At 45.5% G+C, this 19,285-nt stretch carries 15 protein-coding genes; 5 read left to right on the top strand and 10 right to left on the bottom strand.

Features of this window, described 5'->3' with window-relative positions; genetic code table 11:
- The first annotated feature begins 70 nt into the window (after positions 1–70).
- A complete protein-coding gene (gene ppk2 / locus AC060N_RS03165; RefSeq protein WP_479525846.1) occupies positions 71–919 on the top strand; it encodes a polyphosphate kinase 2 in 849 nt (282 codons plus the stop codon).
- Between the two features lie 10 nt (positions 920–929).
- Here the strand turns inward: ppk2 and AC060N_RS03160 are convergent, their stop codons facing one another.
- On the bottom strand, positions 930–2,096 hold the full coding sequence (locus tag AC060N_RS03160; protein WP_479525845.1) for a DUF819 family protein: 1,167 nt from the start codon (positions 2,094–2,096) through the stop codon (positions 930–932).
- Positions 2,097–2,385: 289 nt separating this feature from the next.
- Here AC060N_RS03160 and AC060N_RS03155 point away from each other — a divergent pair, with 289 nt between their 5' ends.
- A complete protein-coding gene (locus AC060N_RS03155; protein ID WP_479525844.1) occupies positions 2,386–4,212 on the top strand; it encodes a glycoside hydrolase family 2 protein in 1,827 nt (608 codons plus the stop codon).
- A 104-nt stretch (positions 4,213–4,316) separates the two neighbouring features.
- Here the strand turns inward: AC060N_RS03155 and AC060N_RS03150 are convergent, their stop codons facing one another.
- Complete coding sequence (locus AC060N_RS03150) at positions 4,317–4,913, bottom strand: TlpA family protein disulfide reductase (protein ID WP_479525843.1); 597 nt, start codon at positions 4,911–4,913, stop codon at positions 4,317–4,319.
- Positions 4,914–5,045: 132 nt separating this feature from the next.
- Here AC060N_RS03150 and AC060N_RS03145 point away from each other — a divergent pair, with 132 nt between their 5' ends.
- A complete protein-coding gene (locus tag AC060N_RS03145) occupies positions 5,046–6,410 on the top strand; it encodes an alanine/glycine:cation symporter family protein (protein ID WP_479525842.1) in 1,365 nt (454 codons plus the stop codon).
- Positions 6,411–6,413: 3 nt separating this feature from the next.
- Here AC060N_RS03145 and AC060N_RS03140 read toward each other — a convergent pair whose 3' ends face one another.
- The 5 genes from AC060N_RS03140 to AC060N_RS03120 all read right to left on the bottom strand — a co-directional run bounded on the left by AC060N_RS03140 (position 6,414) and on the right by AC060N_RS03120 (position 14,457).
- On the bottom strand, positions 6,414–7,715 hold the full coding sequence (locus tag AC060N_RS03140; protein ID WP_479525841.1) for a S28 family serine protease: 1,302 nt from the start codon (positions 7,713–7,715) through the stop codon (positions 6,414–6,416).
- Between the two features lie 30 nt (positions 7,716–7,745).
- Positions 7,746–8,786, bottom strand: coding sequence for a proline racemase family protein (locus tag AC060N_RS03135; protein ID WP_479525840.1), 1,041 nt, complete (start codon positions 8,784–8,786; stop codon positions 7,746–7,748).
- Between the two features lie 115 nt (positions 8,787–8,901).
- Positions 8,902–11,271, bottom strand: coding sequence for a trans-4-hydroxy-L-proline dehydratase (hypD, locus tag AC060N_RS03130; protein WP_479525839.1), 2,370 nt, complete (start codon positions 11,269–11,271; stop codon positions 8,902–8,904).
- Between the two features lie 43 nt (positions 11,272–11,314).
- A complete protein-coding gene (locus tag AC060N_RS03125) occupies positions 11,315–12,112 on the bottom strand; it encodes a glycyl-radical enzyme activating protein (RefSeq protein ID WP_479525838.1) in 798 nt (265 codons plus the stop codon).
- A gap of 110 nt (positions 12,113–12,222) precedes the next feature.
- Positions 12,223–14,457: an APC family permease gene (locus AC060N_RS03120; RefSeq protein WP_479525837.1), complete on the bottom strand. Its 2,235-nt coding sequence runs from the start codon at positions 14,455–14,457 to the stop codon at positions 12,223–12,225.
- Positions 14,458–14,579: 122 nt separating this feature from the next.
- Between AC060N_RS03120 and AC060N_RS03115 the strand changes: the two genes are divergently transcribed.
- Positions 14,580–15,440 (top strand): hypothetical protein, encoded by an 861-nt coding sequence (locus AC060N_RS03115; protein WP_479525836.1) that lies wholly within the window; start codon positions 14,580–14,582, stop codon positions 15,438–15,440.
- A gap of 10 nt (positions 15,441–15,450) precedes the next feature.
- On the opposite strand, the gene AC060N_RS03110 is transcribed toward AC060N_RS03115, so the two are convergent.
- Both AC060N_RS03110 and AC060N_RS03105 read right to left on the bottom strand, forming a co-directional pair.
- Positions 15,451–15,720 carry a hypothetical protein gene (locus AC060N_RS03110; RefSeq protein WP_479525835.1) on the bottom strand — a complete coding sequence of 90 codons (270 nt, stop codon included), beginning with the start codon at positions 15,718–15,720 and terminating at the stop codon, positions 15,451–15,453.
- A 65-nt stretch (positions 15,721–15,785) separates the two neighbouring features.
- Positions 15,786–16,208 carry a Fur family transcriptional regulator gene (locus AC060N_RS03105; protein ID WP_106542942.1) on the bottom strand — a complete coding sequence of 141 codons (423 nt, stop codon included), beginning with the start codon at positions 16,206–16,208 and terminating at the stop codon, positions 15,786–15,788.
- Between the two features lie 249 nt (positions 16,209–16,457).
- Here AC060N_RS03105 and AC060N_RS03100 point away from each other — a divergent pair, with 249 nt between their 5' ends.
- On the top strand, positions 16,458–17,087 hold the full coding sequence (locus AC060N_RS03100) for a peroxiredoxin (protein ID WP_228491784.1): 630 nt from the start codon (positions 16,458–16,460) through the stop codon (positions 17,085–17,087).
- A gap of 1,209 nt (positions 17,088–18,296) precedes the next feature.
- Here the strand turns inward: AC060N_RS03100 and AC060N_RS03095 are convergent.
- Positions 18,297–19,172 (bottom strand): creatininase family protein, encoded by an 876-nt coding sequence (locus AC060N_RS03095; RefSeq protein WP_479525834.1) that lies wholly within the window; start codon positions 19,170–19,172, stop codon positions 18,297–18,299.
- Positions 19,173–19,285 lie beyond the last annotated feature (113 nt).

Raw genomic sequence — 19,285 nt, 5'->3', positions numbered from 1 at the left:
AGAAGGAAAGCCTTAATTTTAAAGAGATTCAAGCCTTCCATTCCTGTCGTAACCATAAAAACCCGCTACGATGAGTAAAGAGAAAACCAAAAAGAAGCACCACAAATCACCGGATCACATCGAACCTGAAAAAAAGGACAAGCGCCGTTTAGGAAAAAAGATTTACAACAAGGAGCTGCGCAAACTGCAAATCGAGCTGGTGAAATTACAGGAATGGGTAAAACAGGAACAACTGAAAGTGGTGGTTATTTTCGAAGGCCGCGATGCTGCAGGAAAAGGTGGCGTTATCAAACGAATTATGGAGCCGCTTAATCCCCGGATCTGTCGGGTCGTTGCATTGGGCACACCAACAGAACGACAACGAACGCAATGGTACTTTCAGCGCTATGTTACGCAACTGCCAGCAGGCGGCGAGATGGTTCTCTTCGACCGTAGCTGGTACAACCGTGCCGGCGTAGAGCACGTAATGGGTTTTTGTACTGACGAGGAATACGACGAATTTATGCGGAGTTGTCCCGAATTCGAGCGCATGCTGGTTCGCTCCGGCATTATCCTTATCAAATACTGGTTTTCGGTTTCTGACGAAGAACAGGAGCTGCGTTTTCAGGCCCGGCTCGATGATCCGACCAAGCGCTGGAAACTCAGCCCTATGGATTTGGCTTCACGCGAAAAGTGGGTGGAATATTCCCGCGCCAAAGACGAAATGTTCCGGTACACCGACATCAAACAAGCCCCGTGGTATGTAGTTCCGGCTGATAACAAACGACGGGCCCGACTCAATTGCATTCATCACCTGTTGAGCAAAGTTCCGTATAAGGATTTAACGCCGGAACCAATGGAACTGCCGCCTCGGATCGAGAAGGACAACTACGTACGTCCTCCTATTACCGACCAGACTTTCGTTCCCGAGGTTTACTAAGCTCCCGGATTTAGCTCAAAGCTAATGCAATGGAAACCCCGATAAAGGTCCCGATCACATAACCCAGAATTCCCACCAGAATACCCGGTGTAATCAATTTCTTCTGCCCGAGCGAAGCAGCCATCGGTGCGGCTACAGACGGCCCCATCACGTTAGCAGCTGATGATATCATGACTTCATAGATATCGAGCTTGAAAATTTTTGCCAGTGCCACCAGAAAGATGAGGTGAAAGAACAGAATAATGAGGTAAAATCCGAGTATTGCCGGACCGATGTGCAAAATGTCAGCCATGTTGGTTGCCGCACCAATGGCAGCCAGAAAGATATACATCATCCACAGTCCTACCGAAAAGGCAGTATCTTCGAGCGGTTTGAGACGTTTGGGAAAGAGATTCGCTACCAGCACCGAAATGAGCGTAATGATGAGAATACTCAAATCCATTTGCGTGTGAAAAACCGATTGCAACCAATCACCTAACCAGGCACCTGATGCCGCAATGGCTACTGCAATGACCAGCGTCAGTCCCATGCGTTCCATGGTAATAGGCTGGGATTTTTCGTGCTCCTGTACTACTGCCTCTATCTTGTTTTCAGCTTTGGGCTTGGCAAAAAAGCGCGCCAGGAACTTAATCCCGGGAAGCATGAAAAGCAGAAGAATAAACAGGCTGGCTGCAAAGTTGTCAACAGCAATGGTCGCAGAGAAAAGCGGATGGGTCGTGATTTGCAGAGCTTCTCCGGTAGCAACGAAGTTCATACTTCCGCCAATCAGCGTAGAGGCGATGACACCGGCCATTTTTCCGGAGTCCGGCCCCAAATGGATTAACGAGAAAGCTAAAAAGCTCCCCAACACCACGCCAATGGCTCCAATAATGTAAGCAATCAATAACTTACCGCCTTCGCGAATGGTACGCATGATGTTCGATCCCATCAACATCATCGGGATGGAAATCGGCACAAAATAAGTAAAGATCAGGTCGTAAACAGGTACGTGTACTCTCGTACTCGATGCCGGCGGAACGACATTTAACATCGACAAAAGAGACATCAGCAAAACAGTAACCAGAATTCCGGATACTTTACCAAACCACTTTTTATGTTCCGACCACATCCCTAAGGCTGCAGCCCCGGTTATAAGGGAAAACAAGACCAGATGATCTCCGGGGGCTATTAACGACATAATGTATCAGTTTTAGATTACAAGAGAGCAAATATACTTTTAATAGAACGATTCTAAAGAATTTCTTTTCGTAAACCCTTCAAGTGGCGTTTCGGTTTATTGGATCATAAAAATCTAACGAGGAAAATACTTCCTGCCAAAGAGTTCATTTAAATTCCTCACTTGGCTTGCCGGTTTTCTATGTTCTTTCTGAAAAAACAATTAGTTTTACCGGTAACGCAAACGGGCCCTGTTTTTTGCTAAATAGAATTCTCGACGAAACTCGAAGTAAACCAATAATATTCACACTATGAAAAAGTTAACATTGCTGCTTTGCCTGATTTGGGTCGGACAGGTACACGCTCAAACTGTCATCACCAATATCCCCGGCCGCAACACATTTACCCTTAACGGGAAATGGCATTACATCATCGATCCGTACGAAACCGGATATTACGATTATCGTTACAAACCATACGATGAGAATCCGCATCCAACCGGAGGTTTTTTTCTCGATCAGCATCAAACGAACAAAACACAGCTCATCGAATATAATTTCGACAAAAGTCCGACACTTTGGGTTCCCGGCGACTGGAATTCTCAGGATGAGAAATTGCTCTACTATGAAGGCTCTATCTGGTATCGCCGGCTGTTCGACTACAAGAAGAGCAATCCCAACGACCGCGTTTTCATTCATTTCGGAGCAGTCAATTACGAATCCGATGTTTATCTGAACGGGAAAAAATTAGGTAAGCACATTGGTGGCTTCACTCCGTTCAATTACGAAATCACTGATTTACTGAAAAAGGACGGAAAGAATTCGTTGGTGCTTAAGGTCGACAACAAGCGTCACAAAGAGGGCGTTCCCACGCTGAACACCGACTGGTGGAATTATGGCGGCATTACCCGCGATGTAGACGTGGTAGAAGTTCCGCAAACCTTTATTTCCGATTACTACATTCAGCTCAAAAAAGGTTCTCAAAAAAATGTGGCTGGCTATGTGAAGCTAAACGGTCCGAATGCTGCCAATCAAACGGTTCAGGTCAGCATCCCCGAACTGAAAATCAATAAAACCTTCACGACCGACGAAAATGGGAAAGCTGCTGTTGATTTTCAGTTGAAGAAAGCGGAGCTCTGGTCACCGAAGCATCCCAAACTCTATAAGGTTACCGTTTCCAATGCAGGTCAAAGTGTTTCCGAGCCCATCGGTTTCCGAAGCATCGAAACCAAAGGAACAGACATTCTGCTCAACGGAAAATCAATGTTCCTGCGAGGTATTTGCATTCACGAAGAGATGCCGATGAGAGGCGGACGGGCGTATACCGAATCGGATGCACGAACGTTACTCAACTGGGCGAAAGAACTGGGCTGTAACTATGTTCGCCTGGCACATTATCCACACGCTGAAAATATGATCCGGCTGGCCGATAAAATGGGCATTTTGGTTTGGGAAGAAAATCCGGTGTACTGGACCATTGACTGGAGCAACCCCGGCACATATAAAAATGCAGAACATCAGCTTACTGATTTGATTACCCGAGACAAAAACCGGGCGTCCGTTATCATTTGGTCGATGGCCAACGAAACGCCGGTCAGCGATGCGCGGACCAACTTCCTGCACAAATTGGTGCAACATGCCCGCAGCATGGACAACACCCGATTGATATCGGCAGCGCTGGAGGTTCATGGGAACAACAATCGCTACGACCGCATTGTAGAAGATCCTTTCGCACAGTATGTCGACATTGTCAACTTCAACGAATATGTAGGCTGGTATGACGGTTTGCCCGAAAAATGCGACAGCATCAACTGGATCATCAAATACAACAAACCGGTAATGGTCAGTGAATTTGGAGGTGGAGCACTGCAGGGATTACACGGCGACTCACTCACCCGCTGGTCGGAAGAATACCAGGAAAGCATTTACAAACATACACTTCCTATGTTGATGAAAATACCACAGTTCCGTGGCGTCACTCCGTGGATTTTGTGTGATTTCCGTTCACCGAAACGTGTTCTCCCGGTTATTCAGGACGGTTGGAACCGCAAAGGTCTGATTGGGCAAAACGGCACCAAGAAGAAAGCCTTCTTCGTCCTTCAGAAATTTTATAAAAAGATGGAAGAGAAAGACAAATAGCGAGCTTTCTCATAAAAGACAAAATAAAAACAGGTTGCTTTCCGGATAACCGGGGCAGCCTGTTCTGTTATGGCATTAAAATATCATTCAAATCAAAAACATGCCTATTTTATCATATCATCAAACATCTTCCTCACCCTTGAACTGTTCCAATCGGCGGCTCCTTTTTTTCGTAACACCAATTTATCATCGGGTGATATAACATACGACGCCGGAATGCTACGTGTCTGAAAAACACCCGGAACCTGGCTGCGAACGATATAAACCGGAAAGGTATAGCCATTATCACTGATAAACTGTTTGACTTTAGCCGGAGATTCATGCGTGGCTATAACGAAAGCCACTTTATTTCCATAGTCATCGTATAACTTTTGGATGGTTGGCAATTCCGCCACACACGGAGGACACCAGGTTGCCCATTGGTTAAAAAACACCGGCTTGCCTTTAAACTCAGCAAAACTGTGTTCTCCTCCATTCAGGTCGTATAATCCGAACTGGTAATCTTCATTCGATAACTTGATGCTGTGATCGTCTTTGCCCGGTGCCATCAACGTGGTGCGAATCAGCAACGATGCTACCGGTTTCCGCGTAGGCGGGAATACCAGTCCAATCAAAATGACCAGGATAACAACATCGAATATTTTTCCCAGGAGCGATTGCTTTTTAAACTGCTCCCATTGTCTTTTCAGATACTTCTTCATGTGGGTAAAATAACGAAATTTCCGTATCCGGGAAAGTGACTTCCTTCACACAAGCTATGGCTGCTCTGTCTCAAATTTTGGTCGTTCCCCGAAATTCCTATCTTTGATCCTGAACCAAATCAACCACTTCCTTTGGAAAATATCGGACAATTCATCATCAAATTCAGCAACATTGCCTGGGGCACCCCTCTTCTCATCCTTTTACTCGGCGGTGGAAGCTGGTTTCTCATCTATTCACGTTTTATCCCTTTTCGTTATCTGCGTCATGCTGTCAACATTTTGACAGGGCGCTACGATAACCCCGACGAACCGGGCCAGTTAAACCATTATCAGGCTTTGTCAACAGCGCTCGCATCCACCATTGGAATGGGAAATATTAGTGGTGTGGCGGTGGCCATCGTTACCGGAGGGCCGGGCGCTATTTTCTGGATGTGGGTTTCCGCCCTGCTTGGCGTCGCCACCAAGTTTTTCACCAATACGCTGGCGATTATGTACCGTGGCCGGGACGACCGCGGACAAATACAGGGAGGCCCCATGTATTTTATTACGGAAGGTTTGGGAAAAAACTGGAAACCATTGGCCGTGTTTTACAGTGTGGTTTGTCTGATCGGGGTAAGTCCTTTGTTCCAGACGAACCAGCTAACCCAGGTTATCCGCGATGTTATTTTGATTCCCAACGGAGTGAAAACCGGATTCCTCACCAACCTCGGTACAGGATTGGTTATTGCCGGAATTGTAGCGCTGGTTGTTATTGGTGGTGTCAAACGAATCGGACGGGCAGCGGGCCGGCTGGTACCGCTCATGGTGGTTGTTTACCTTGTTGCCGTTTTCTACATTCTTTTCAGTCATCCGGGAAATATTTTATCAGGCTTTCAGCTAATCATTTCCGATGCCTTTTCGGGGAAAGCTGTTGCCGGAGGAGCGATGGGAGCTGTTTTGATAACCGGTGTGCGACGGGCCGCATTCTCCAACGAAGCCGGACTGGGAACGGCACCGCTGGCTCACGGAGCCGCCAAAACGAGCGAACCTGTGAGGGAAGGCCTCGTAGCGATGCTTGGACCAATTATCGATACCATAGTGGTTTGTAGTCTGACAGCGCTAACCATTATCTTAACCGGAATGTGGCAACACCCCGATGTGAACGGAATTACGCTGACCGCGGAAGCGTTCGAGAAAGGGATACCGGTTTACGGCCCTTACATATTAATTGTCAGCATCCTGATTTTTGCAATAACCAGTCTATTCGCATTCCCGTATTACGGAGGAAAATGCGTCACTTACCTGTTCGGTACGCGTTGGGTAAAAGTCTATCACGTGATTTACACTGCTTCCATCCTGGTCGGGGCCACTTCCACTTTGACGGTTATCATTAGCCTCATTGACGGAGCGTTTGCGCTAATGGCTATTCCCACAATGGTGTCCGCTCTTCTGCTTTCGCCGAAAGTGATGAAAGAAGCCAGGCGTTATTTCGCCCGCTTAAAGGAAGAAACGGCTTAGCAACTATTCGCTCAACCAAACTTTCAGGGTGTCGATGGCTTGCTGACGTAAGTTGTCTGGCAAATTCATGATGCGGGTACGGTGACTGCCTTCCGGTTTCACGATTTTCATCACGCCCTTGTTTTTCCCTGCTTCAGCAGCCGAAGCCGACCATGGATCCCAGCCGCCGTAAATCAGCAAGACATGTTTTGCGTCGGAGCGAAGATATTTATCTACCTTCTCACTCATTGCCGATGAGAAAGGAAAACGGGCCTCTTTGGGTAACCAAATCCTACTAAGATAACCTTCCGTGCTTTTAATGGTCATCAAATCGGCAAAAGGCTTCATATCATATGCATAATATCCCAACTGACGTGCAGCCTGAACGAAGAAAGGAAGAAATCCTTTGCTGCCTTCGATACTGAAATATTCGGGTGAGCTAACCTGAACAAAGTGATCGAAAATTTCCTGGTCCGGAGCATCAGGAGCGGGAATTTCATCAATGTCGTGTCCCCATTGCCAGAACGAAAAAGAATATTCCAGTACGCAGTAATCATAAACTGCCTCCAAGGGAATTCGGAAGGTATATTTCTTCTCGTCACAAAGTGTCTGAAACATTGGAAACAACTGGTCCCGCCGCTCCAGCACCTGACGTTGGAAAGCTGCTACTTTCGCTCGTCCTTCTTTCGTTCCCGTGATGTGCTCGATAAAAGCCGGCTCACGGCGCTCTTCCCGGGAGAAGTTCAACGGAGCCACATAAGGAACCGAAATATCAACATCTTTCGGGTAAAGTGCCCGATGATACAAACAGGTCTCACCACCTTTACTAATTCCCGTACTTATCCATTTGTCATGATAAATCTTCTTGAACATCTGCACCAGGTGATGATCATCGGCTGCAGCATTTTCTACCGTAAGGTATTTCCATTTGGTATCAATCGAATCGGGAACCGACTTACCGAAAAACCGGTGTTCCACAAAAATCTGGTTGGCATCGAGGACCAAACTCAGTTCGTTCAAATACTTTGGAGTGGCAGCATAATCGCCGGCATAGCCTTCCGTAATAAAAACCACCGGCTTATCGTAACCGAGATGAGATACAATCACTCGTTGCGTAAAAAAGCCTTTATCGGGATGCTGGTGATCGAGTGGCTGCGCCACCATAACCACCCACGCTTGCTTGAAGAACTCATTGCTCTCCATCGGCTTCACCGAATAGACATCGGGAAGCGCTTTCAGTCGTTGTTCGAGTGTTAATGTTTGAGCCTGTACCGCCTGAAAAACGAGCAGTAAACTGAGAAGTAAGAGCGAACGTAAACGAATCATATCAACCAAATTGGGAGGTTAGAAACCTGTTTATCTAATTAAAAATCCTTCTTTCAACGGGTCATCCGGATCAATCAAAAAGCGATGCTGTCCTGTAAAAAATGCGGTTCCGGCTACATTGGGAACAACGGCAGAATAAGGCCCGAATGAAGTAACATCGGCTATTTCCACATCCATCGTTGTATCAATCAAGCTTTCGATAATCAGCTTTTCCCCCGTTTCCAAACCATCTTTCACGGCATGAAGTGCGGCCCGGGCGCTCACGCCTGAACCTGTCGCCGAACGGTCGACTTCGCCATTAGCGAAAACGCAAACATTCCGGCTATGATGTTTTCTATCTTTCGGTTTCCCCGTGAATATGGTTCCGTACAAAAAGCTGAGATCTGCCTCAAACGGATGGAGAATGTCAAAATTCCGGACCACCGCTTTTTTTATCTTTCTGCCCAAATCAATTATCCGGCTAATTTGCTGCGGTACCAATTCCAAGCCAATTTCATCGGCATCGACAAATGCATAAAATGTTCCGCCGTAAGCCACATCGAACCGGATATTGCCAAAACCCGGAACATCTACTGTCTTATCCTGCAACAAGACAAACGAAGGAACGTTGTGAAATGACGATTTCACGACCTTGTTGCCTTTCATTTCCGCGAAAGCGTCAATCCGTCCGGGCGGTGCATCGATGCGAATCAACCCATCTTTCGGATACTGTACCAAACCGGTTTCGAGGGCAAATTTCACCAACGCTATAATCGCATGGCCGCACATAGTGGAATACCCTTCGTTGTGCATAAAGAATACCCCGAAATGGCCATCGGGCGTTACCGGAGTCGTCAAAACAGCTCCGTACATATCGGCATGCCCGCGTGGTTCCCACATCAGGGCCTTCCGGATATGATCCAAATGTTTTCGGAAATAACGACGTTTTTCCAGGACGGTTTGTCCGGGAATTTCAGGAAGCCCATCAACAATAATTCGCAAAGGTTCTCCTCCTGTATGCATATCAATGGTATCGACCTGCAACCAGTTCTCAGGCGGCTGCCACCGCACATTACTCAGCCCTTCATTCATCCGGTAAACAATAAGTAGTCAGTATCACATGCAAGAAGTCGAAAGATACAATGCTAACGTGAAGTTTGCAATCAAATTGTCACAAAGGCAGACGAATTTTTCTTCCCCCAAAAAACTAGCTGGTAACTTCCGAATGTTCCGTCCGGCGGATAATTTCATCCTGCAGATCTTTTCCCAGGTCGTTGAAATAATCGCTGTATCCGGCCACGCGAACAATCAGATCTCGGTAGTCTTCCGGAGTTTCCTGCGCTTTACGTAGCGTGTCTGCTGACACCACGTTGAATTGTATGTGATGACCGTCGAGACGGAAATAAGCACGAACCAACGCGGCAACCTTCGCGATAGCGGTTTCATCAGCGAAGAAATCGGGCGAGAATTTTTGGTTTAGCAATGTACCTCCCGTTCGCAGATGATCTATTTTCGCCACCGATTTCACCACAGCCGTCGGCCCATGAACATCAGCTCCCTGTACCGGCGATATTCCTTCTGAAAGGGGCAATCCGGCTTGTCTCCCATCCGGCATCGCTCCCATCACACTTCCAAAGTACACATGGCTGGTAGTCGGCAGTAAATTAATGCGATGAACGCCTCCACGAGTATTTGGCTTACCGTCAACTGTTTTAAAGAATCGTTCGAACACCTGCACTGCCTGTTCGTCTGCAACATCGTCATCATTCCCGAACTTCGGAGTTTCATAAAGCAAACGGTAGCGCAAATCTTCGTATCCCTCGAAGTTACGTCCCATTGCTTCCAACAACTGCTCCATGGCAATATCCTTTTTCTCAAAAACGTGCGTTCGGAGCGCTGTCAGTGAATCGGTGATAGACCCCAGACCAACTCCCTGAATGTAACTGGTATTGTACCGGGCGCCGCCCGCGACGTAATCGATACCTCTTGCGACACAATCATCAATGATGAGAGACAAAAAAGGCACCGGCATGTGAATGGCGTAAATGCGTTCAATCGTATTATTTCCCCTGATTTTTAAATCGATAAAATAAGTCAGCTGTCGCTGGAATGCTTCCAACAAATCCTCGTAAGCATTAAACTGGCCGGGGTCGCCGGTCTGCAGGCCCAGTTGTCTTCCTGAGTGGGGATCGCGACCGTTATGCAATGTCAGCTCCAATATTTTGGGAAGATTGAAATATCCGGTCAGAAAATAAGCTTCTGTTCCAAATGCTCCTGTTTCCACACAGCCGCTCGCGCCACCATTTCGCGCATCGACAAGCGATTTTCCTTGTCGAACCAATTCCTGAATAATCGCGTCGGTATTGAAAAGCGAAGGCTGACCAAAACCGGTTTTCACAATGTTGACGGCTCTTCGCAAAAATCTTTCCGGATTCTTTTTGCTGACCTGCACCATGGAACTAGGCTGAAGAATCCGCATCTCTTCAATCACATCGAGCAGCAAATAAGAAAGTTCGTTCACCGCATCCGAACCATCGGGCTTCACTCCTCCCAGGTTAATCAAAGCAAAATCGGTGTAGGTGTTGCTTTCCAAAGCTGTAACCCCCACCTTGGGCGGCGACGGGTGATTATTAAACTTTACCCAGAAAGACTGCAACAGTTCAGTGGCTTTCTCTTTTGTAAGCGTTCCTTCGTCAATTTCCTTCCGGAAGAAAGGATACAAATGCTGATCGAGGCGACCGGGATTGAACGAGTCCCACGGATTCAACTCCGTAATCACTCCCACATGCACAAACCAATAATGTTGCAACGCTTCATGAAAGGTTTGCGGCGCATGAGCCGGAACCCGACGGCAAATCTCAGCCATTTGATGCAATTCAGATTTCCGGACTAAATCTGTTTCCATCTGAGTCATTCGGTCAAGCTTTACTGCATACCGTTCGGCAAAATCAATCAAAGCCCGGGCAGCAATTTCCATGGCACGCAACTCCTCGCGCTTATCATAGGCTGCCGGATCGTTCATGAAATCCAGTTCCTTCTTAGCCAGATAAATGTCATCGATAATATCGAGCATCCCCTTGCGGAAGATCTTTGCTCCGGCAACCGTATGCCCCGGAGCCCGTTGCTCCTGAAACTCCGTAAATATACCAGCATCGTATGCAGCCAGCCATTCCGGAGTCATGTTACCAAAGATTCGTTCCCGGTTGGTTTTCCCGCTCCAAAACGGAATTACTTTTTCCGAATAAACCTTTCGAAACTCTTCATCAACATCAAAAGAGACCTTCTCCCTCGAATGCAGAATTTCCAGGTCCTTCATCGAATGCAAATTGATTTCGGGATAAGTAGGAGTCGCTTTGGGAGCCGGTCCTCGTTCACCCACAATCAATTCGTCGGGATTGACACAAATAAATTTGTTGGACAAAATGTAGCGGAAAGCCATCGCTCGCATCAGCGGCGAAGAAACACCATGGGCTGCGTCGCTCTTATAAAATTCGGTAATCAGCAAAGCCCGTTCTGCCGAAAGACAATTGGGCGCATCAAGCGATGCCTGGCGAAGTCGTTTGATTCGTTCGTTCATTTTTGAATAGAAACTCTTGTTGTTGATTTAATTCCAACACCTCTTATCCTCCAACTGACACTTTTGCCCCCATAATCCGAAATACCTCTGCCAAATCGTATAGCTCCTCCTTCTTCACGGTCGGAATTCCATTCATCCGGTTTTCCATCTGTAGTGCCTGATATTTATGACTTCCGGTTGCATGATACGGCAAAAAGTCGATTCCTTCTATTTTTTCCAATCGCGGCGCCACTAACTCTTTCAATTTATCAACCTGTTCCGGATGATTATTTATTCCGGGAATAACCGGAACCCGAATCTGCACTTTCTTTCCGGCTTCCAGTAACCGATCAAGGTTTCGAAGAATAGGATCCAGCGGCACATTGGTGTAGTGCATATGCAAAGTCGGATCGGGGTGTTTGATATCGAAATAATACAAATCGGTCAACGGCATGGAATCATCCAATACCTTTTCCGACGCCACTCCGGAAGTATCCAAAACCGTATGAATTCCAGCTTCCCGGCACAACTTCATTACCTCGAACAGAAACTCGGGTTGATACAATGGTTCACCTCCGGAGAAGGTCACGCCACCATCCGATTCGTTCATAAAAACTTCATCACGCTGAATTTCCAGGAACAGTTCAGTTGAGTCGATTTCGTAGCCGGATTTTTTTGATTGCTGAAAGATTTTTCCACTCACGGCTACATGTTTTTGCCAGGTGGAACAAACCAGTGATTGACTCTCCGGATTATGGCACCACCAGCAACGAAGCGGACATCCCTGCAGAAAAACGGTCGTTCGAATGCCGGGACCATCGTGCACAGCAAAGCGCTTGATATCGAAAATAATGCCTTTCAAGGTCTTTAGTTTGGTTGTGGTTAGTTTCTCTCAAGATATCAATTTTTTTGCGCATTCCGACATAACTTCCCTCAGAATGAGTCCATTTTATATTCATTCCAGTTGGATGATTACTCCAGCGATTTAGTAAATCTCGAGTTCACAAACAGGATGTCTCCGGGATTTTCATAACCCTGAAATAAGTCATCGTCATGTTTAATCTGCGACGATTCAAAGCCAATCATCGTCAATCCGGCATCGTGCGACCGATCGACCACCAGTTTTCGAAGCCCGGTATCTTTATCATGCGGAATAATTTCGATGTTAAACGGGGAAATAGGCAAACGGCCTTCTTTCAACAACTTTTCGAGGGTGTTCCTGACTTCCACCATTTCATCTTTCGGACTAATCGTAAATATCTTGATAGGTGATTTACTCCACGATGGATGACTGGTGATGATGTAGCTCAGCAAAATCATCAGGTTGGCATTCTCCACATCGGTCGTCTGTATCCAGACATGAATTCCCCCTTTGTAGTTCGGCGGCATGTGATTCGTCGTCAGCACAAGAATATCGAACCCACCGGCCCTGACAAGGTTAAAATTGTCACGGATGAGCTTCAACTGGGCCGGATCTTTCCGGTCATATTCAAATACAAACGTATTGTTTTCCATTCCGGAAACACCGGGAAGTTGCACCACCTGGGCCACCGCCGAAGTGTAGGAAGGTGACACCATGGTATACAGATAAACCAGGTTGGGAATTTGCGTCGTCATCTGAATCAGCTCTTCCTGCTTTTTCTGTGCTTCTGCCGTTGTTTCTTTGGAGTAATATCCGTCAACCAGATGAATGTAAGTGCCAAAGCCAAACCGGTAGGAAATCCAGCTAACCAACTCGAATGTCCTCAACTGCGTAAATGAAGTACGCGAAACACTAATCACCGATGGTCGCCACAGTTCCGTTCGCACCGGCCGCCGCGACTTTTGCAGAAAGACCTGCAACCTTCTGTTCAACTGAAAGAATGCATTCCGGAAGAGGAAGGCCATTCCTCTGCGCTTTCGCTGATAACGCTGTATCGCCTGGTACAGTATAAAAATGACCAGGATAGCCACAAACGCATAAACCGAACTCATTTTGAACATCAGCCAGAGGCTCATCAAAAATCCCAGTAACGAGATGTACCAACGCGAGCGGAACGTGGGACGATACGACGGATCGGCGCCAAAATGGTTCAGGAACGAAATCAGGTTAAGCGAACCGTAGGTTACCATGAAGAACATCGAAATAATCTGTGCAACGATATTCACATTACCCAACGCAACAAAAACCAAGGCAATAACAACCGTCACGATCGAAGCGTTGGCCGGTTCGTGCCGGGCATCATTTCGCGAAAGAAAACGGTTAATCTTCCCGGAAGGGAAAGAGTGGTCCTGCGCAATCGCCTGCAATGTTCGGGGCGCCACAAGCACAGAGCCGAGTGCTGAAGACAATGTCGACGCTGCTAAACCAATGGGCACAACCAATGCGCCTCCAAGGGCAATTTTTCCCATTACCAGCTGGTCGTTCAATAGTAAATCAGGACTGGCTGACACGTACAATTTCCAGGCAATGAATACATATACAATCATGCCCAAAACCGTCGCCGTTAGTGTTCCTATCGGGATAGACTTTTTGGGATTTCGCAAATCACCCGAGAGTCCAACTCCCGCCGTCATTCCGGTAAATGCCGGAAAAATGATAGCAAAAACGATGTAGAACTGGTTGACGTTCTTAATTGACATCGGAATCTGGTGAAAAACACCGGTAGAAAAATATTCCGTTTTCCCGGCAAAGAAGAGCCCTATTGCGATAAAAAGAATGGCAGCTACGATATAAAGGGCCTTCATACCAATATTGGCCCCTCTTTTTATAATTGCAATTCCCAGAATTGCCATCACCGGTAAACTGATAGCCTGACGCGGTAATACCCAGCCAAAATGGCTTTGCCACCAATCGAAAAACGGCGAAAAAGCCTCAGTAAAAGCAATGACATAGAATGCGACGGAAATGGCCTGCGATGAGTAAAGCGCCAGTCCGATGGTTGCGCCGATATTGAGTCCGAAACTTCTTGAAATAATGAAATACTCGCCTCCTCCTTCTACTTTCCGGTTGGTCGCAATCTCGGATAAAGAGAGCGCCGTAGGAATGGTTACCAGGTGCCCGATAATGATAATACCGATAACACCGAAGAAACCAACCGTTCCGACGGCATACCCGAAACGGAGAAACAGGATAGCGCCAAGAATGGTACAAATAGCCGTAATAAAAACAGGAGCTGTGCCGAAGCCTTTCCTGTTGGCCGATTGAGAATTTGGAGTCGAGCTCATACAAGGATAAAATTTAGTTTGCCTTAACCAATGTCACCTCTTTTTCAACAAAAAATCCGCGATGAAAGAAGATTTTTCAGGCTAAGCCGAATATCTTAATTTTACGCCCAATTTGGTCAGTCATGGAAAAGCAAGATATTGAATCGAGAGATGTTTACAAAGAACTTTGTGAAAAGTTTGAACAGGGAAAATCGAAGCGGAATGCGGAGGTTCTGCGATCTTTTCTGAACGATGACCGCATCATCGATTTTCGCGGGCAGCACACTGAATATCTGCATTTACGTTCGCTTCGCGCGAAAGCATTCACTTTGTTTGGACACTACCTGAAAGCTTCACGGGAATACCAATTGACTGTGCCCTATGCCCCGCAAGCCCGAAAATGGGAATTCCTTCTCCAACAGGGCTCCATGCTGCTGTGGCATTTGCTCACTACCCCATCAGCCGATGAAGCGTCAGATATTTCTCTGAAATGTGAAAAAACGCTGGACAAGGCGATGGTGAATGTTCCGGCAGGAAAGGACAAAATCTTTCAGCAAATAACCGTAGCAGGACTGACCGCTTTTCTGAAAGGGCTGAACCAACAAACCAGCGAAGGCGTCAGCCTATTGAAGAAGATGAATTTTCTGCCGGTTCCGATTCCTCAGTACAACGATAAAAATGAGTTGGTAATTCTATTCCGGCATTTTTTCATGGGCATGGCCGTTGCCATTGAGGCAAAGGATCGCCAGTTGCTCCTTCAAATGCTGAAAGTAATCTCGATAGATGACCAAACACTGTACGGGGAGAAAAATCTGTTCCGGTTACTTTGGGAAACCATGAACCAGACGTTTGATATGAGGCCGGAGTTTGCCGAAGGTTTCAACCAATTATTTAACCACCGGACTCATTTATCGCCTGCTTACCCCAATCTTCGGTATTTCCTGGATAGTGTAGGAGCCGGCATGCACACCGCACTCGACCTCTTCTTCAGCGAATTCAAATAAGAAGAGAGTTTTACAGCGCAATCACACCTTTGATCTCGGCCGCTTTTTCGTACACATCGATGATGGAATCGGCGTCCGGCATCACTTCCTTACTGCTGATAGCAATGTAGCGGATATCGCGACTCGTTCGAAATGACAGGTTGTCCCGAGTAGGAAGAAGTTCTTTTACTTGCTCTATTTTATCCGAGTCATTCGGGACGATGAACTTGAAGAAGTAAAGCAAAGGCCACTTTTCCTGCTCCAGTAGAGTTGTTTTCAGTTTCCGAAATTTTTCATCCATGATTGCACACTGTTTGGGTACAAAATTAACGTCAAAGTCCGTTTTTTCAAGTTGTGTCGATATTCTTAACCCAAACCTTTTTCACGGCAGGATGAACAAACACCTTTCAAATAATAATGGTACTCATCAACGGAAAATCCGTTTAATGGTATCTCCGGTAACTGGTCACGATCCAACGAAAAATCAAATACACCGTCGCAAACGCGGCATTTAAAGTGACCGTGAGTAGCCGTATCAGCATCATACCTGATTTCGTTATCCTCAATATTCAGGGCCACAGCGACACGTTTGCTCGTAAACAATTTCAACGTGTTGTAAACGGTCGTCTTCGATAATCCCGGGATTTCGTGCAACAGCTCGGAATAAATCATATCCACAGTCGGATGGTTATGCTTCTCGATGAGATACTGCATAATCTTCACCCGTTTGGGTAACGGACTGATTCCGTTTTGCCCCAGGAAAGATTTTATTTTTGTGTCGTCAATCATAATTTCTGAAATAATTACAAATTTAAATATTTTTATTTACATACTATCACGCCTATCTTTCTCGACAACAGAAGGAAAACAATCACGAACTTATTTCCAACAAAATATGCGGATTTCTACATATAAATTATCTCTATTACCCCATCAATATTATTCATAAAAATCTCCTTTCAAATTTAAAATTTATACATAATTTTGTAATCGTTACAAATTTTGAAAAACAGTTTATACACATAAAAAAAGAACATTATGAGTTTAGTAGGAAAAAAAGCACCTGTATTCAATGCAAAAGCCGTAGTAAACGGAAATGACATTGTAGAAAATTTCTCACTGGAGCAATTCGTTGGTAAGAAAGACGTTGTATTTTTCTTCTATCCACTCGACTTTACTTTCGTTTGCCCCACCGAGCTTCACGCTTTCCAGGCTAAAATCGATGAATTCAAAAAACGCGACGTTGAAGTAGTTGCCTGCTCTATCGATTCAGAATTCTCACACTGGGCATGGTTAAACACTGAAAAGAACAACGGTGGTATTAAAGGTGTAAAATATCCTATCGTAGCCGACTTGTCGAAAACCATTTCTGAAGCATATGGTGTACTGGCCGGAGAATACGACCTGGACGAAGAAGGAAATTCAGTATTCAAAGGTGAGCCGGTAGCTTATCGCGGACTGTTCCTGATTGACAAGGAAGGCGTTGTTCGTCACGAAGTAATTAACGACATGCCACTTGGCCGTAACGTAGACGAAACACTGCGTATGGTTGATGCATTGCACCACTTCCAGCAGTACGGCGAAGTATGCCCGGCTAACTGGACCGAAGGTCAGGATGCAATGAAAGAATCAGCTGACAGCGTTGCTTCTTACCTGTCAAATCACTAATAGGGGTAATACCAAATAAGACGTTACTGCAGCTCTTGAGCTTTATCAACCAAATCAACATCAATCTGCAAACAACAATCGTTGTTTAACACAAACGTCAAGAACTCCATATTTTCGATGAAAGCTGTTCCCGTTTTGGGGGCAGCTTTTTTTATTCCCTCACCGTTTCTTTAGCAGAATTTTGTATTTCGGACTGCTTTATTGCTGTTTTTAACAATGCGGATCACAAACGCTCTAATTCATTAATCTTCTTTAACTTCCATTAATTCGGCTTAACCAAAATCCGCCGCATATTTGTAGTGTAACAAGAGCAAGTTTTTTTCATAGAATTAGGTTAGTTAGGTTAAGCAGAAAAAGGATGCACGCACCATGCATCCTTTTTTCTTTTTAAAAACAAACATCAGGCAAGATAGTACTGATAACTATCTATTAAACTTATTTAACCTCGCTTAAAACGAGTTCACACAAAAAGGTGCCACCTTTACAAGTGAAAAGCAGAAACAATTTTTTTCATAAATGTAGGTTTGGTTAGATTGAATCGTAAAGGGGAAGGATGTCAGTTTTGGCATCCTTTCTCATTTTTATTTCACGGTGTCCCGGAAAAGAAAAAGGACTGCCGAAAATCGTTTTAGTTTTTATTAGCACACCTTACAACGAGTTAACGCTATCGGTTACTATCTTGCAAACAACAGGGACAATTTCATAGGATTAGTTGGATTAGTGAAAACAGGGAAAAGAGGCAGTTTGAAAAAAGCTGTCTCTTTTTTATTCTCCCCCATCGAAGGCACAAAATCCGACGATTTCAATTTCCTTAACTTCGGTTATAATAAGCTAACACAATAATGACGCACCTTTGAAGGCGAGATAAGAGTTGTTTTTTTCATAGGAATGATTGATTAGGTTAGGTAAAGCTGAAAGGGAGAATCCGATGATTCTCCCTTTTTTAATGGTCCTCCGTGTAAAATAATTTGATGTGCTGTTGAGTTCAAAAAACGTCGAAAAATCCGCCATTTTATACTTTTTAACGCACATTGGCTATAAACAGATAGATTATTAAAACTCTTTAACCTCGCTTAAAACGAGCTAACACAATTTCGGTGCATCTTTGTAATGAAAACAAGGAGCAAGTTTTTTTCATAGGACTAGTTAGTTAGATTAGGTTAGGTTAAGCAGGTTAAAGGATGTCCGCCCGGACATCCTTTTTCTTTTTTACTGTTTCGTGTCCATCGGGTGTTTTGCCTGCTCGTAGAATTTGTTCTGCATTTCAAGAATCGTGTTGTCCGCCTTCACTTGCTTCAGCATGATAACCAATTCATCCACTTGTGCATTCAGAATCTTTTCACCTAGCTCCTTTGTGGCCAGCGAGCCATCACCGCAATAGTGATTCGGATATTTGGCGTACCACCAAATTCCTTCGTAATCGGAGTCGATTCCTTTAATCCGATCCTGGTCTTTCCCCGATTGAGATGTCGCTTTGTCCATGTGCACCAAATCGGGACGATGAGCCAACATCACCGACGTTTCGGACTGCCCCGCATGTCCCGAACCACCAGGGACCAATTGCTTGTTTATTTCTTTATATGCCTCTGCGTTTCTAGTAGGCTGAAATAACACGACAGCATAATCCTTTTTCGATGCCAACTGGCTTTGGCAAAAAAATGGGAGGAAGCTGCTGTTGCCACCATGTCCGCTTACTAACACAATTTTTTTAATGCCATTCCGACCTAATTCGTCACAGGTTTCCTGCAGCATATTCCAAATCAGCTTCTGACTGTAAGCAATGGTTCCCGGCTGATGCCGTGCCTCAAAAATCTGGGAAAAGTAATAGGGCGGAAAAACAATCGCATACTCTTTCGCGGCAGCACGTAAAACCACTTCACGCACATCAATCAAATCGGTTCCCAGAGGAAGGTGCGGACCATGTTTTTCCAACACGCCTATCGGGATAATACAGGTAGCATTCGACTGGTCAACCGCATTGACATATTGGGGAGCGGTCATCTCTTCCATTTTCACCGGAAGGTTTTGAGCATACAATGAGAAAGTCAGGGCGCAAAAAAGCACCATCAAAAAAGCCTTTTTCATGGTTCTGTTATTTAGTTAGTTTATGGGAATGAAAATACCAATTATTTGGTGAATAACGCAATGAACATGAAGGGAATAAAAAACCCCGACCATACAGGCCGGGGCTAGCTAAA

The sequence above is a fragment of the Prolixibacter sp. DSM 2831 genome, assembly GCF_056493735.1.
This window is presented reverse-complemented; position numbering and strand designations above follow the sequence as displayed.

Coding starts and splice junctions, on each gene's coding strand:
- AC060N_RS03160 (WP_479525845.1), bottom strand. CDS start 2,096: ATGTCGTTAATAGCCCCCGGAGATCATCTGGTCTTGTTTTCCCTTATA.
- AC060N_RS03115 (WP_479525836.1), top strand. CDS start 14,580: ATGGAAAAGCAAGATATTGAATCGAGAGATGTTTACAAAGAACTTTGT.
- ppk2 (WP_479525846.1), top strand. CDS start 71: ATGAGTAAAGAGAAAACCAAAAAGAAGCACCACAAATCACCGGATCAC.
- AC060N_RS03150 (WP_479525843.1), bottom strand. CDS start 4,913: ATGAAGAAGTATCTGAAAAGACAATGGGAGCAGTTTAAAAAGCAATCG.
- AC060N_RS03135 (WP_479525840.1), bottom strand. CDS start 8,786: ATGAATGAAGGGCTGAGTAATGTGCGGTGGCAGCCGCCTGAGAACTGG.
- hypD (WP_479525839.1), bottom strand. CDS start 11,271: ATGAACGAACGAATCAAACGACTTCGCCAGGCATCGCTTGATGCGCCC.
- AC060N_RS03095 (WP_479525834.1), bottom strand. CDS start 19,172: ATGAAAAAGGCTTTTTTGATGGTGCTTTTTTGCGCCCTGACTTTCTCA.
- AC060N_RS03120 (WP_479525837.1), bottom strand. CDS start 14,457: ATGAGCTCGACTCCAAATTCTCAATCGGCCAACAGGAAAGGCTTCGGC.
- AC060N_RS03105 (WP_106542942.1), bottom strand. CDS start 16,208: ATGATTGACGACACAAAAATAAAATCTTTCCTGGGGCAAAACGGAATC.
- AC060N_RS03140 (WP_479525841.1), bottom strand. CDS start 7,715: ATGATTCGTTTACGTTCGCTCTTACTTCTCAGTTTACTGCTCGTTTTT.
- AC060N_RS03110 (WP_479525835.1), bottom strand. CDS start 15,720: ATGGATGAAAAATTTCGGAAACTGAAAACAACTCTACTGGAGCAGGAA.
- AC060N_RS03100 (WP_228491784.1), top strand. CDS start 16,458: ATGAGTTTAGTAGGAAAAAAAGCACCTGTATTCAATGCAAAAGCCGTA.
- AC060N_RS03155 (WP_479525844.1), top strand. CDS start 2,386: ATGAAAAAGTTAACATTGCTGCTTTGCCTGATTTGGGTCGGACAGGTA.